The organism is Streptomyces sp. NPDC008238 (genome assembly GCF_042956445.1).
Taxonomy (GTDB): Bacteria; Actinomycetota; Actinomycetes; order Streptomycetales; family Streptomycetaceae; genus Actinacidiphila.
This window is the reverse complement of sequence record NZ_JBIBGK010000002.1, coordinates 824,723-837,669: the sequence shown is the minus strand read 5'-3', so window position 1 is coordinate 837,669 and position 12,947 is coordinate 824,723. Positions and strand designations below refer to the sequence as shown.

The 12,947-nt window shown below is 73.3% G+C and carries 12 protein-coding genes; 8 read left to right on the top strand and 4 right to left on the bottom strand.

Annotated features, from left to right (window positions below):
* Positions 1-143: 143 nt before the first annotated feature.
* From ACFZAU_RS08785 to ACFZAU_RS08775, 3 genes are all read right to left on the bottom strand, one after another.
* Positions 144-1,334 carry a DUF5667 domain-containing protein gene (locus ACFZAU_RS08785; protein WP_500551578.1) on the bottom strand — a complete coding sequence of 397 codons (1,191 nt, stop codon included), beginning with the start codon at positions 1,332-1,334 and terminating at the stop codon, positions 144-146.
* 216 nt (positions 1,335-1,550) lie between these two features.
* Positions 1,551-2,345, bottom strand: a complete 795-nt coding sequence (locus ACFZAU_RS08780; RefSeq protein WP_499606295.1) for an ECF subfamily RNA polymerase sigma factor, BldN family — start codon at positions 2,343-2,345, stop codon at positions 1,551-1,553.
* Positions 2,346-2,653: 308 nt separating this feature from the next.
* On the bottom strand, positions 2,654-3,583 hold the full coding sequence (locus ACFZAU_RS08775; protein WP_500551577.1) for an HAD family hydrolase: 930 nt from the start codon (positions 3,581-3,583) through the stop codon (positions 2,654-2,656).
* 109 nt (positions 3,584-3,692) lie between these two features.
* Between ACFZAU_RS08775 and ACFZAU_RS08770 the strand changes: the two genes are divergently transcribed.
* From ACFZAU_RS08770 to ACFZAU_RS08735, 8 genes are all read left to right on the top strand, one after another.
* Entirely contained in the window at positions 3,693-3,989 is a 297-nt protein-coding gene (locus ACFZAU_RS08770; protein WP_500462357.1) for a glutaredoxin family protein, read from the top strand.
* A gap of 93 nt (positions 3,990-4,082) precedes the next feature.
* Positions 4,083-4,805: a 3'-5' exonuclease gene (locus ACFZAU_RS08765; RefSeq protein ID WP_500551576.1), complete on the top strand. Its 723-nt coding sequence runs from the start codon at positions 4,083-4,085 to the stop codon at positions 4,803-4,805.
* Positions 4,806-4,936: 131 nt separating this feature from the next.
* Positions 4,937-5,707 (top strand): redox-sensing transcriptional repressor Rex, encoded by a 771-nt coding sequence (locus tag ACFZAU_RS08760; protein WP_499606301.1) that lies wholly within the window; start codon positions 4,937-4,939, stop codon positions 5,705-5,707.
* Complete coding sequence (locus tag ACFZAU_RS08755; protein WP_500551575.1) at positions 5,704-7,128, top strand: glutamyl-tRNA reductase; 1,425 nt, start codon at positions 5,704-5,706, stop codon at positions 7,126-7,128. Before ACFZAU_RS08760 ends, ACFZAU_RS08755 begins: the two co-directional genes overlap by 4 nt.
* Positions 7,125-8,102: a hydroxymethylbilane synthase gene (gene hemC, locus ACFZAU_RS08750; RefSeq protein ID WP_499606304.1), complete on the top strand. Its 978-nt coding sequence runs from the start codon at positions 7,125-7,127 to the stop codon at positions 8,100-8,102. The genes ACFZAU_RS08755 and hemC overlap by 4 nt, the downstream gene beginning before the upstream one ends.
* Positions 8,099-9,817 carry a bifunctional uroporphyrinogen-III C-methyltransferase/uroporphyrinogen-III synthase gene (locus ACFZAU_RS08745; RefSeq protein ID WP_499606305.1) on the top strand — a complete coding sequence of 573 codons (1,719 nt, stop codon included), beginning with the start codon at positions 8,099-8,101 and terminating at the stop codon, positions 9,815-9,817. The genes hemC and ACFZAU_RS08745 overlap by 4 nt, the downstream gene beginning before the upstream one ends.
* 199 nt (positions 9,818-10,016) lie before the next feature.
* The gene (gene hemB / locus ACFZAU_RS08740; protein ID WP_499606307.1) at positions 10,017-11,021 is read left to right on the top strand and encodes a porphobilinogen synthase; all 1,005 of its coding nucleotides are present in this window, start codon (positions 10,017-10,019) and stop codon (positions 11,019-11,021) included.
* 634 nt (positions 11,022-11,655) lie between these two features.
* Positions 11,656-11,979 carry a hypothetical protein gene (locus tag ACFZAU_RS08735; RefSeq protein ID WP_499606308.1) on the top strand — a complete coding sequence of 108 codons (324 nt, stop codon included), beginning with the start codon at positions 11,656-11,658 and terminating at the stop codon, positions 11,977-11,979.
* 82 nt (positions 11,980-12,061) lie between these two features.
* Here ACFZAU_RS08735 and ACFZAU_RS08730 read toward each other — a convergent pair whose 3' ends face one another.
* Positions 12,062-12,874: a DUF4253 domain-containing protein gene (locus ACFZAU_RS08730; RefSeq protein ID WP_500551574.1), complete on the bottom strand. Its 813-nt coding sequence runs from the start codon at positions 12,872-12,874 to the stop codon at positions 12,062-12,064.
* Between the last annotated feature and the right edge of the window lie 73 nt (positions 12,875-12,947).

Here is a 12,947-nt window from a genome sequence, read left to right as displayed (position 1 = left end):
CCCTGTACCTCCGCGCCGGCTCATGATCGTACGCCTCGCGGAACGGCCGGCGGGGGGCCCGGGCGGGCGGGGGGCGGGGGGGGGCCCCCCCCGGGGGGGGGGGGGGGGGGGGCCCCCCCCCCCCACCGCCGTGAGGTACTCGCTCAGTCGCCCCTGTCGTCCTCGGCGCTGAGCCCGAGGCCCGGGAGCAGCCCGGGCAGCAGCGGCGGGAGGGTGACCGACGGCTGGGTGCCGTCGCCGCCCGGGGAGCCGCTGCTCGGCGTGGGGTCGAGCAGATCGCCCGTGCCGCCGATGAGGCCGCCCTCCGCACTGCGGGACGCCGACGGGCTGGACCTGTCGTCGCCGCGCTCGTCGGCCGAGCCGCCGGCGGAACCGCTGACCGAGGGCGAGGGCCCCCGGGTGCCGCTCGCGGAGCGGCTGCCGCTGCCCGGCAGCCCGCGGCCGTCACCGTGGCCGGAGCCGGTGTCGGGCGGCAACAGCTTCTGCAGCGGGGCCACTTCGTCCTCTATGGCGTCGAAGACCGAGGTGACCCGGTTGCCCATGTCGTCGAGCCGGGAGGGGAGCCGGCCGCGCAGCTCCGTCCAGCCCTTGCGGTGGTTGCTGGAGAACGCGGACAGCGTCTCGATCGGCCTCAGCGAACCGTCCTTGCGGTACGCGGCGGCGAGCAGCCGGTGGCCCTCGGTGGCCTCCTGCTGCATCCCCGACAGCGCCCTGCGGATCTCGCCCACGGACTCGTCGTCGAGCTCGCCGCCCCGGCCGCGTTCCATGAGGCGGCGGGCCTCCTGGAGCCGGGTGGAGGCGAGGTCGAGGTAGACCTTGCCGCGGTCGGCGTCGTCGTCGGCGAGGTTGAGGCGCATGTCCTCCATGCCCCGTTTGAGGCCGTAGAGGGTGTCGCCGGGCAGCGCGTCCGTGCTCGCGGCGGCGACGCCGCCGAGGGCGCCGGCCGCCACACCGACGGAGAGACCGCCGGCGGCGAGCCTGCGCGACCACGCGGAGCGCGGCTTCAGCTTGCCGATACCGCGGCCGCCGGCGCGGTGCGTGCCCCGGCCGCCGTCACGCTGTACGGGAACCGTCAGGGTGCCGTCGGCGAGCGCGGCCTCCATGGCGGCGATCAACTGGGCACGCTGGACGGTCTTGGTCTCCGGTTCCAGCACCGGTCGCGGTACGTCCCGCAGGGCGTCCGCCAGGGCCAGGAACGTGCCCTGGTCCGGATCCGCATGCCGGTCCGCGGCGTGGGCACCGTGCTGTACGCCGGCACCCGTCTGGGGGCCTTCGCCCTCGAGGGCGTCGGCGAAGGCGTTGGCCCGCCGGTGCGCCGTTGGATTCGCGATCACGGGCGGCACCTCCTCTCGTCATCCACCTCGACTCCCCGGAGTGCCTTCAAGGTTGTGCACCTTGAGCCTTTCCACCCGATCGAGTGATCGGAAGCGGGCAGGGCACGGCATTGGGGGGTCCGCATGTGATGCAACGAGTGCCGCCCGAGTTGGGTTACGCAGTCATGATGATCGGACCGTGGAGGCAGTCGCAAGATGAAGATCCATCCATCGCGCTCATCGCGCGTCGTCGGGGAGCAGCCGGGCGAGGGTCCGTACGGCCCGGTACTGCAGGGTCTTGATCGCGCCCTCGTTCTTGCCCATGATGCGGGCCGTCTCGGCGACCGAGAGCCCCTGCAGGAAGCGCAGCGTCACGCACTCCTGCTGCTGGGGGTTGAGCTTGCGGACGGCCCTGAGCAGCGACTCGTTGGAGAGCGCCTCCAGGACGCAGTCCTCCGGGCTGGGCTCGACCTCGTTGGCGTCGAGCATCTCCCCGGTGGTCACCTCCAGCCGGAACCGGCTGGACTTGAAGTGGTCGGCCACCAGGTTGCGCGCGATGGTGACCAGCCAGGCGCCGAAGTCGCGTCCCTGCCAGGTGAAGGTGCCGATGCGGCGCAGCGCGCGCAGGAACGTCTCGCTGGTCAGGTCCTCGGCGGTGGCCTTCCCCCCGACCCGGTAGTAGATGTACCGGTAGACCGTGTCGGAGTAGTGGTCGTAGAGCCGCCCGAAGGCCTCGGTCTCGCCCGCCTGCGCGCGCTCGACCAGGTCCATCATGCGTCCGCTGTCGCTGTCGGCCGCCGGCCGGCGCGGGGTGGCGCCCGTGGTCCGGTCGGCCTGCTGGGTGTTGCGGGAACGTCTGCCGACCGTGGCCCGGCCGTCGGCCAGCGCGTAGGCGCGGCCGGCGGGCGTTGCCGCCGTGGCGAGTGCGGGGACGGGCACGGCGTACGCGGGGACGACGCGCAGCAGGTGCTCAGCCACCAGTGCGCGCAGCGTAGCCAGGCCAGAGGCGTCAACCCCGGTGTGTGGGTACACGGGACTCCCAGAGGCAGAACTTCCATCACGTGCAGTACGGAACCGTTCACCCGTCGTGGCGACGTGTGGGTACCGGCTTGCGTCTGAGGAGAATAACGCTTCGTACAGGCGACGCTACACCGAGTTGCTGAAATCGTCGGTTCCGCCCACTCTCTGGCGGAATGGTGATCGATCAATTATCGAACACCGAAACAGTGTTGACCACATAGCGTCGTGAAATGCTCGCGTGGAGAGCGTGTTGTGGCTGTGTGGCCCACCGTGAACTGACGGGGTGCCAGAGGGTGACCCCGGGCGTGTCGCCCGGGGCCCTAGCGGCGGCGGCGCTGCAGGGCCATCGCGGCGGCCGCGCCGCCCGCCACGGCGCCCACGCCCGCGGCCGCCGGGATGCCGATCTTCGCCGCCTTGCGGCCCGTACGGTAATCGCGCAGGCGCCAGCCCTTTTCGCGTGCGTGCTTGTGCAGACGCGTATCAGGATTGATCGCATATGGATGTCCGACGAGCGACAGCATCGGGATGTCGTTCGACGAATCGCTGTACGCGGCGCAGCGCGAGAGTTCGAGTCCCTCCGCGGCGGCGAGCGCCTTGACGGCCTCGGCCTTGGAGGGGCCGTGCAGCGGCTCGCCGACCAGCCGGCCGGTGTAGACGCCGTCGACGTGCTCGGCGACCGTGCCGAGGGCGCCGGTGAGGCCGAGCCTGCGGGCGATGATCGTGGCGGTCTCCACCGGGGCGGCCGTCACGAGCCAGACCCGCTGGCCGGCGTCGATGTGGGCCTGGGCGAGCGCGCGGGTGCCGGGCCAGATCTTGTCGGCCATGTACTCGTCGTAGATCTCCTCGCCGATGGACATGAGTTCCTCGACGCGGTGCCCCTTGATGATCGTGAGCGCGCTCTCCCGCACCTCCTGCATGTGCTCGGGGTCCTCGGACCCGGCGATCCGGAAGTACGCCTGCTGCCAGGCGAAGCGCACGAGGTCGCGGCTCTGGAAGAACTTCCGCTTGTACAGGCCGCGCCCGAAGTGGAAGATCGCGGCGCCCTGCATCACGGTGTTGTCCAGGTCGAAGAAGGCGGCCGCGTGCGGATCGCCGGCCACCGGGAACGCGGGGGCGCCCGCCGGGTCGTCCTTCTTCCCCGCGGGTGCCGCGGGAGCCGCGAGCGCGGCCTCCGCCGCGGCCTCGCCGGCCAGCACGCTGCGCGCGGTGGCGGAGCGCTTACGGGGGGTGAGCCATCGCAGAGCGGCCATGGGGCGAGCATAGCCAGTCCGTTGGGCAACTCCGGTGCACCGATGGAGCAGGTGAATGAACTCCTCGCGACGAGGGTGTTACCGCGGGTCGGGAGTTGACGGGGGCAGAATGGCCGGCATGAGCCCTCTGTTCGGACGCCAAGCGCGCGAAGCCCCGAAGGACCCGGCCGGCCGGACGGTGACGCTGATCGCCAAACCCGGCTGCCACCTGTGCGACGACGCGCGGACGGTGATCCGCAGGGTCGTCGACGACCTCGGCGCGCGCTTCGAGGAGAGGGACATCACGCGCGACGAGGAGCTGCACGACCGGTACTGGGAGCAGATCCCGGTCGTCCTCATCGACGGTGAGCAGCACACCTTCTGGCGTGTCGACGAGGCCAGGCTGCGGCGCGGGCTGGGCGCCTGAGGGCCATGGTGCGACAGGTGGGCGATTTGCGTGTGTTCCTCTGGACGCGTGTGCTCGATTACCATCAAGGCGTTTTGTGTACAGCGGGGGTGCGTGAGTAAGGACGGTGACTGCGTGCTCCCGGGCAGGCTTCAGACGCGCGGCGGCTTCGCCGTGGTCGATCTCGAGGCCACCGGTGCCAGTTCGCGGCGCCACAGGGTGGTCGAACTGGCCGTGGTCCTGATGGACCGCGACTTCGGGTACGAGGGCGAGTTCTCCACCCTCGTGGACCCCGAGGGGCCGGTCGGGCCCACCCACATCCACGGCATCGAGTCCCGCCACGTCGAGGCGGTCGGCGCCCCCCTGTTCGGGCAGATCGCCCCGAGGCTGCTGGGGCTGCTGCGCGGCAGGGTGCTGGTGGGGCACAACGTCGGCTGCGACCGCGCGTTCCTGGCGTCGGAGTACGCCCGGCTCGGGGTGGAGTTCCCCGTCGTGCCGGAACTGTGCACCATGCGGATGGCCGCGCTGCGCGAACCCGCGCCGGGCGGGCTGAGCCTGCTGGCGTGCGCCGAGGCGGCCGGGCTGACCGGCTGGACCGCGCACACGGCGCTCGGCGACGCCCGCGCCACGGCCCGGTTGTTCGCCTCGTACGTCCTGGACCACCCGGGTGGACCCGCGCAGGCCGAGAAGGCGCTGGCGCGCGCGGGGGCGGTCGAGTGGCCGCAGTTGGCCGGGGCGGACGCGCTGTGGGTGGGACGCCGGAGTGCGGAGCGGGCGCCGGCGTGGAACGTTCCGTCGCAGCAGAAGGTTTCTTATGTCCGAAATGGGGGTGCGTGATGCCGGTCACTTCCCCCGGGCAAATCGGACACCATCTTTGTGCACGCGTTCACAAAGACATAGCCTGGCGTGCACGGGGCGGTCCCGACGAAGGGTGCCGCTCGCAGCCCAGCTCTACCCGCAGGAGCATCGTGGCAACTGGCCGAACTCACCGACCGGCGACCCGCAGCCGAGGGATTCCCGAGGCCACCGTCGCCAGGCTCCCGCTGTACCTGCGGGCCCTGACCGCGTTGTCCGAGCGATCGGTGCCCACCGTTTCCTCGGAGGAACTCGCGGCCGCCGCCGGGGTGAACTCCGCCAAGCTGCGCAAGGACTTCTCCTACCTCGGTTCCTACGGAACCCGCGGCGTCGGCTACGACGTCGAGTACCTCGTGTACCAGATCTCCCGTGAGCTGGGCCTCACCCAGGACTGGCCCGTCGTCATCGTCGGCATGGGAAACCTCGGGGCCGCGCTCGCCGGGTACGGCGGCTTCGCCTCCCGCGGTTTCCGCATCGCCGCGCTCATCGACGCGGACGTCCAGCTCACCGGCCGGCTCATCGCCGGGCTGCCCGTGCGGCACGCGGACGAGCTGGAGGGCATCGTCGAGGACAACCAGGTGTCCATCGGCGTGATCACCACGCCGGCCGGGGCCGCGCAGGAGGTCTGCGACCGCCTGGTGGGCGCCGGGGTCACCTCGATCCTCAACTTCGCCCCGACCGTGCTGACCGTCCCCGACGGGGTCGACGTCCGCAAGGTCGACCTCTCCATCGAGCTGCAGATCCTCGCCTTCCACGAACAGCGGAAGGCCGGCGAGGAGCTGGAGGGCAGCCTCGCGGCGCCCCCGGCGGCGGCCAAGGCGGGCCGTGACGGCGGCCGCCGTCCGGGACCTGACGGGGACGTCCCCGCCGTGATGCCGGCATGAGCCTCCTCGTCGTCGGACTGAGTCACCGCACCGCCCCCGTCAGCGTCCTGGAGCGCGCGGCGCTGGGTGAGGACACCAAGGGCAAGCTGCTGCTGGACGTGATGGCCGCCGAACCCGCCGGCGAGGCCGCGGTGCTGTCCACCTGCAACCGCATCGAGCTGTACGCGGACGTGGACAAGTTCCACGCCGGCGTCGCCGAGCTGTCCACCCTGCTCGCCACGCACAGCGGCGTCGGTCTCGACGAGTTGACCCCGCACCTGTACGTGCACTACGAGGACCGGGCCGTCCACCACCTGTTCTCGGTCGCCTGCGGCCTGGACTCCATGGTCGTCGGCGAGGGCCAGATCCTCGGTCAGATCAAGGACACCCTGAGCCTCGGCCAGGAGCTGCACACCGCGGGCCGCTCCCTGAACGACCTGTTCCAGCAGGCGCTGCGGGTCGGCAAGCGGGCGCACTCCGAGACCGGCATCGACCGGGCCGGGCAGTCGCTGGTCACCTTCGGCCTGGAGCAGATGGCCCAGGCGGTCGGCGGCGTCCCCTTCGAGGAGTGGGGCAAGGGCAAGCGCGCCCTGGTCGTCGGCGCCGGATCGATGAGCTCGCTGGCCGCGACCACCCTCGCCCGCGCGGGGGCGGGCGAGATCGTGGTCGTCAACCGCACCCACGAGCGTGCCGAGCGCCTCGCCGAGAGCGTCGGCGGCCGTGCCGCGTACCTGGAGGACCTGGCCGGCGAGCTGTCGTCCGCGGACATCGTCGTCTCCTGCACGGGGGCGACCGGGCTGGTGCTCACCGCCGACACCGTGGCCCGCGCCACGCTCTCCCGGGCCCTGCGCTCCGGCGGCGGGCCGGTGGCGCCCATCGGGATGCTCGACCTCGCCCTGCCGCGCGACATCGACCCGCTGGTGCACTCCCTGGACGGCGCCCACGTCATCGACCTGGAGACCATCGCCGAGGCCGCCGCCGACGCCCCGATGGCCGCGGACGTCGACGAGGTGCGAAAGATCGTTTCGGCTGAGGTGGCCGCCTTCGGCGCCGCCCAGCGCGCCGCGCACATCACGCCGACCGTCGTCGCGCTGCGCGCCATGGCCGCCGACGTGGTCGCCACCGAACTGGCGCGCCTCGACGGCCGCCTCCCCGACCTGGACGAACGGCAGCGCGCGGAGGTCACCCAGACCGTGCGCCGCGTCGTCGACAAGCTCCTGCACGCGCCTACTGTGCGGGTCAAGCAGCTCGCGGGAGAGCCCGGCGGCGCCGGGTACGCCGACGCGCTGCGCGAACTCTTCGACCTGGACCCCCAGGCGGTCGCCGCGGTCAGCAGGGCCGACTCACCGCGCACGCCGGTGATCCCCTCCGCCGCCTCGGCCGTACCGCCGGTGGCGTCGGCTGCTTCAGCAACGAGTGACTCGAATCGAGGGCGGGCATGACGAGCCCAACCGCACTGAAACTGGGAACCCGGCGCAGCGCGCTGGCGATGGCGCAGTCCGGCATGGTGGCCGAGCAGGTCCGCCGGATCACCGGCCGTGACGTGGAACTGGTGGAGATCACCACCTACGGCGACGTCTCGCGCGAGCACCTGGCGCAGATCGGCGGCACCGGCGTCTTCGTCTCCGCCCTGCGCGACGCGCTGCTGAGCGGCGAGATCGACTTCGCCGTCCACTCCCTCAAGGACCTGCCGACCGCCGACCCCGAGGGCCTGACGCTCGCCGCGGTCCCGCTCCGTGAGGACCCGCGCGACGCGCTGATCGCGCGCGACGGCCTCACCTTCGAGCAGCTGGCCGCCTCCCCCCGGGGAGCCCGCATCGGCACCGGCTCGCCGCGCCGCATGGCGCAGCTCAACGCCTGGGCCCGCTCGATGGGGGTGCGCGTCGAGACCGTGCCGATCCGCGGCAACGTCGACACGCGCATCGGGTACGTTGCCTCGGGCGACCTCGACGCCGTCGTGCTCGCCGCCGCCGGGCTCAGCCGGCTGGGGCGCCTCGCGGAGGCCACCGAGCTGATCTCCGCCGACGTCGTGCTGCCCGCTCCCGGACAGGGAGCGCTGGCCGTCGAATGCCCTGCGGACGACGCAGGGCTCGTCTCCGTGCTCGCCGAGCTCGACGACCCGTTCACCCGGGCCGCCGTGACCGCCGAGCGCGCACTGCTCGCCGCCCTCGAGGCCGGCTGCTCCGCGCCCGTGGGCGCGCTGGCCGAGCCTGCCTTCGAAGGCGTCGGCGAGCCCATCACCGAGCTGCGCCTGCGCGGTGTCGTCGGGACCACCGACGGCTCCTCGCTGGTGCAGATGTCCATCACCGGTCCGACCCCCGCATCCCGGGACGAAGCCGTGGCCCTCGGCCGCGAGCTCGCCGACGAGATGCTCGCCAAGGGCGCGGCCGGTCTTATGGGGGAGCGCGAACTTTGAGCCCCACCGCCGCCGCAGCGACCAACACGACCGCAGACGCCACCGCGGCCGGGCCGGCAGGACCGGCAGGCCGGACGGCCACCGCGGGCCGCACCGGGACCGCGGGCACGGGAACCCCGGGTTCCGTCCTCGGGCACGTCACCTTCCTCGGTGCCGGGCCCGGTGACCCCGGGCTGCTGACCCTGCGCGCCGTCGAGGCGCTCGCCCACGCCGACGTCCTGATCGGTGACCAGCACGTGCTGGACGTCGTGACGACCCACGCCCGGCCGGGCGTGGACACGGCACAGCCGGGCGACGCCGAAGGGGAGTTGAGCCCCTCGGCCGCTGCCGCCAAGCTTTTCATGGCCTCCGCGCGCACCGGCAAGCGGGTGGTCCGTGCGATCGCCGGCGACCCCGGACTCGACTCCGCGGCCGCCGGCGAGATGCTCGCCTGCGCGCAGGCCGGCATTCCCTTCGAGGTCGTGCCGGGCGTGGCCGCGGCCGTGGGCGTGCCCGCGTACGCGGGTGTGCCGCTCAGCGGCGACGTGCGCTTCGTGGAGGCCGCGACCGCGTCGGGGCGGTGCTGGAACGAGGCGGGCGCGAGCGACGCGACCCTGGTCGTCTCCACCACCCTGCAGACGGTCGCCGCCAACGCGGCGGAGCTGGTCTCCGGGGGCCGCAAGCCGGACACCCCGCTGACCGTGACGGTCGCCGGCACGACGACCCGCCAGCGCACCTGGACGGCGACCCTGTCGACGATCGCGGCCGAGCTGAAGGCGACGAAGGCGCTGCCCACGCCGGAGGGCCCGATCGCGGCGATAGCCGTGGTCGGCGAGCCGACCACGCGGCGCGACCTGCTCTCCTGGTTCGAGACCAAGCCGCTGTTCGGCTGGAAGGTGCTCGTCCCGCGCACCAAGGAGCAGGCCGCCTCCCTCTCCGACCAGCTGCGCTCCTACGGCGCCGTGCCGCACGAGGTGCCCACGATCGCGGTGGAGCCGCCCCGCACCCCGCAGCAGATGGAGCGCGCGGTGAAGGGCCTGGTCACCGGGCGGTACGAGTGGATCGCCTTCACCTCGGTGAACGCCGTCAAGGCCGTCCGTGAGAAGTTCGAGGAGTACGGGCTCGACGCGCGCGCCTTCGCCGGGATCAAGGTCGCGGCGGTGGGTGAGCAGACGGCCGCGGCGCTGGTGGACTTCGGCGTGAAGCCGGACCTGGTGCCCAGCGGCGAGCAGTCCGCCGCGGGCCTGCTGGAGGACTGGCCGCCCTACGACCCCGTCTTCGACCCGATCGACCGGGTCTTCATGCCGCGCGCCGACATCGCGACGGAGACGCTCGTGGCCGGGCTCGTGGAGCTCGGCTGGGAGGTCGACGACGTCACCGCCTACCGGACCGTGCGGGCCTCCCCGCCGCCGGCGGAGACCCGCGAGGCGATCAAGGGCGGCGGGTTCGACGCGGTGCTGTTCACCTCGAGCAGCACGGTGCGCAACCTCGTCGGCATCGCGGGCAAGCCGCACAACGTGACGGTGATCGCCTGCATCGGCCCGGCCACCGCGAAGACCGCGGAGGAGCACGGGCTGCGGGTGGACGTGATGGCCCCGGAGCCGTCCGTCCACGCGCTGGCGCAGGCGCTGGCGGACTTCGGCGTCCGGCGGCGCGAGACGGCGATCGCCGCGGGCGACCCCGTCACGCGGCCCAGCGAGCGGCGTCCCGGCTCCCGTCGCAGGGCCCGCGTCTGAGGCCACCCCGGCCCCGTTCGCTCCGTGCCCCCGGCTCCCTCCCGGAGCCGGGGGCCGCTGCGTTCCGGGGCGGCGCCGGGACGGTACCGGGGCGGTCCGGGGCCAGTGCCGGGCCGACAACGGGTCGGCATGAGCACGGCGCCCACGGGCGTACCGTGGAACGCGGAAAACGGCCCGGGACGGAGAAAGGCGCGGCGCGATGACGAGCGGAAGCGGAAGCGGACACGGTCAGTTCCCCGGTACGAGGCCCCGCCGGCTGCGCACGACGCCCGCGATGCGCCGCCTCGTCGCGGAGACCCGGCTGCACCCCGCCGAGCTGATCCTGCCCGCCTTCGTCCGTGAGGGCGTGCACGAGCCCGTGCCGATCACGGCCATGCCCGGCGTCGTCCAGCACACCCGCGACACCCTCCGCAAGGCGGCCGTCGAGGCGGCCGAGGCGGGCGTCGGCGGGATCATGCTCTACGGGGTGCCGCTGGACGAGAAGAAGGACGCCGTCGGCACGCCCGGCACGGACCCGGACGGGATCCTGCAGGTGGCGATCCGGGACGTGATCAGCGAGGTCGGGGACGCGCTGGTGGTCATGTCCGACCTGTGCCTGGACGAGCACACCGACCACGGCCACTGCGGCGTGCTGGACGCCGAGGGCCGGGTGGACAACGACGCGACCCTGGAGCGCTACGCCGAGATGGCGCGGGTGCAGGCCGACGCGGGCGTGCACGTGCTGGGCCCGAGCGGCATGATGGACGGTCAGGTGGGCGTGGTGCGGCAGGCGCTGGACGCCGCCGGTCACCAGGACGTCTCCATGCTGGCCTACACGGCGAAGTACGCCTCGGCGTTCTACGGGCCGTTCCGCGAGGCCGTGGGCTCCTCGCTGAAGGGCGACCGCAAGACGTACCAGCAGGACCCGGCGAACCTGCGCGAGTCGCTGCGCGAGCTGGCGCTGGACATCGCCGAGGGCGCCGACATGGTGATGGTGAAGCCGGCGCTGCCGTACCTGGACGTGGTGGCGAAGGTCGCCGAGGCCGTCGACGTGCCGGTCGCGGCGTACCAGGTCAGCGGTGAGTACGCGATGGTCGAGGCGGCCGCCGAGCGCGGCTGGATCGACCGCGAGCGCGCCATCATGGAGACCCTGACCGGGATCCGCCGCGCCGGTGCGCAGCTGATCCTCACCTACTGGGCGACCGAGGTGGCCTCGCAGCTCTGACGTCTGCGGCCGCCCGGCTCGCGGGTACCGGTCGCCACCGCGCACCGGACGCCCACGGCGCGGCGTGGTGCCGCGTCCGGCGAACACCCGTACCGGGCACGCGAGTCCAGCCCGTCGCGGGACCGGCGACGATCTCCGGCCCCGTCCGTGCGTGTGCACGGGCGCGGCTGAGCACCGCGGACGGATGTGGAAGGGCCCGCCCCCGTGAGGGGCGGGCCCTTCGTCCGTTCCCGGGGGCCGCGGCTCTTCGGGTCCGGGGCCCTGTCGGGGCGTGGAGGGCACGGGACGTGACGCCCCCTCAGCGTGGGCGCGGCCGTCGCGCAGCCGTGGGGCCGCCGGCCGGGTGTGACCGGCGGCAGAGGAGTGATCATGCCCGGCCGGGTCTGCAGCCGGGACGGTCACCTGCCGAAGGAGGCGGGGCGGCGTTCTTCCCGCCCTGCCCGGACGCGGTGCCTACAGATGATCGCGCGCAGGACGCGGATGCGGACGGCGCGGTTCCAGGTCCTCCGGCATTTCATTACATCAAGTGGCGTTGGTGTCGATTCGGACTTAACGGCCCAAGTAGGTGGGAAATTCACAGCAAGTCCACAGCAGGCGGAGGCACAAGGGCCTCCGCCGTGAAAGGAGAACCGCGATGCGGATTCCCCGATTCGCCGCCGCGCTGGGCGTCGCTGCCGCCGTCCTGCTGGGCGGCGCCGGCGCTGCCGGCGCCGCAACGCCGCCCACGGCGGCGGTGTCGCAGACGACCCAGGCGACAAACGACCGGGGCGGCGAGTACCGGTACGACGGTGACCGCGGCCGGGGCGGCCGTGAGTTCCGCCGTGACCGGGGCCGTGACGGACGCGAGTACCGCCGCGGCGGGCGCGACGGCCGCTGGCACCACCGTCACCACCGGCACCACCCGCGCTGGCACCACCGCCACCACCGTCACGACCACCGCTGGCACTTCCACCGCTGAGCGGTCCTGACCGGGTTGTCTCGGGGGTGTCCTTCCACCGCGGGGAAGGACACCCGTACCTCGGGCCCGGCCGGAAGCCGGCCTAGTCCCACCAGAAGGACCAGACGGGGGCGTCCACCAGGGACCCGGCGTACGCGCGCAGCGAGCCGTCGCCCTGGGTGACGTTGTCCGGGCAGAAGGCGAAGTGCTCGGCGGCCACGGCCTCGGCCTCCGCCACGGTGGCCGGCGGCGCGGCCACGGAGACGACGAGCACGTCGAAGCCGACGGCCACGACGCGCACGCCGAAGCGCTCCTCCCAGGAGCGGAGGACCGAACAGAGCCGGGCCACGTCGTACTCGTGGTTGCACGGCCCCGTCCAGCCGATGGCGGCGGGGACGTCGGCGCTGCGCCGGGCGGGGACGAGGGCCGCTCGGGGGTCCTTGATCCACCCCGCCTCGACCACGGACGCGGCGACCTCGGCCGCCCTGACGTCCGGGTCGGCCTCGAACTCCCGCGCGGGCGCGAGGCCGGGCCACGTCCGGCCGAACGGGGCGACCAGGTCGCCGTCGTCCTCGTCGGGCTCCTCTTCCCACCCGCCCTCCCAGAAGCCGGCGAGGACCTCGTCGGCGTCGTGGTCGCCGGGGTAGGACATCGCCCCGGGGTCCAGGTCCCTGATGGTGGGCAGCGCCCCGTCCATGGAGAGCAGCACCGGGAGCAGACCCGCCGTCATCCGCGCGGGGAGCAGCCGTTCCCAGGAGGCGGGTTCGGCGGGCCCTTCCGCGTGCCAGAGCAGCGGTTCGTGGCTGCGGCCGTCGCGCGTGGCGTCGACGAGCGTGCCGGGCGGGAGGTCGAGGCCCAGGGACCGGCCGGCCGGGTCCTGCGCGAGCTTCGGGAGCTGGTTGGGGAGCATCGCCATGGCCGTGAATCTAGGGGTGCCCACCGACAGCGGCGGCCCCGGGGGAGTGATGACTCCCGCCGGGGCCGCCGAC

Coding starts and splice junctions, on each gene's coding strand:
- ACFZAU_RS08775 (WP_500551577.1), bottom strand. CDS start 3,583: ATGGCCGCTCTGCGATGGCTCACCCCCCGTAAGCGCTCCGCCACCGCG.
- ACFZAU_RS08770 (WP_500462357.1), top strand. CDS start 3,693: ATGGCCGGCATGAGCCCTCTGTTCGGACGCCAAGCGCGCGAAGCCCCG.
- ACFZAU_RS08755 (WP_500551575.1), top strand. CDS start 5,704: ATGAGCCTCCTCGTCGTCGGACTGAGTCACCGCACCGCCCCCGTCAGC.
- hemC (WP_499606304.1), top strand. CDS start 7,125: ATGACGAGCCCAACCGCACTGAAACTGGGAACCCGGCGCAGCGCGCTG.
- hemB (WP_499606307.1), top strand. CDS start 10,017: ATGACGAGCGGAAGCGGAAGCGGACACGGTCAGTTCCCCGGTACGAGG.
- ACFZAU_RS08735 (WP_499606308.1), top strand. CDS start 11,656: ATGCGGATTCCCCGATTCGCCGCCGCGCTGGGCGTCGCTGCCGCCGTC.
- ACFZAU_RS08730 (WP_500551574.1), bottom strand. CDS start 12,874: ATGGCGATGCTCCCCAACCAGCTCCCGAAGCTCGCGCAGGACCCGGCC.